The sequence below is a fragment of the Microbacterium sp. CCH5-D1 genome (assembly GCF_001557335.1).
Lineage (GTDB): Bacteria > Actinomycetota > Actinomycetes > Actinomycetales > Microbacteriaceae > Microbacterium > Microbacterium oxydans.
Map to the genome: position 1 here is coordinate 1 of NZ_LSJW01000225.1, position 511 is coordinate 511.

At 70.1% G+C, this 511-nt stretch carries 1 protein-coding gene; it reads left to right on the forward strand.

Annotated features, from left to right (window positions below; all coding sequences use genetic code 11):
• Positions 1–511, forward strand: a 511-nt coding sequence (locus AX744_RS13315; RefSeq protein WP_157543613.1) for a DUF7927 domain-containing protein, incomplete at both ends; no start/stop codon positions are given.

The window sequence follows — 511 nt, forward strand, 5'->3', positions numbered from 1 at the left end:
CGACCACCGAGCACCCGGTCAACCAGCCCGGATTCACGTTCGCCAAGACGGCCGACCCCGTCGCGGGAACGGCAGTGGACCCCGGCGACGTGATCACCTACACGCTGACCGGCGTGAACACCGGTCAGACGGTGCTCGACCCGGTCGCGATCGCGGACGACCTGTCCAAGGTGCTGCCCTACGCGTCCTACAACGAGGATGCCGCCGCGGTCGTCGCCGGAGCACCGGCAGGAGCAGTGGCGTTCGACGCCGCGAAGCTCAGCTGGTCGGGCGCCCTCGCGGTCGGTCAGACCGTCACCGTCACCTATTCCGTGACAGTGAAGGCCGAAGGCGTCGGCTCCGTGATCGAGAACAGTGCGACGGCGACGGCGACCCCGCCGGGAGGCGAGGAGATCACCCCGCCGCCCGGCACCACGACGAACGCCGTGAACGTGCCCGGATTCTCGGTGTCGAAGAGCGCCGACCCGGCAGCGGGCACGGCGGTCGACCCCGGCAGCGTCATCACCTACAC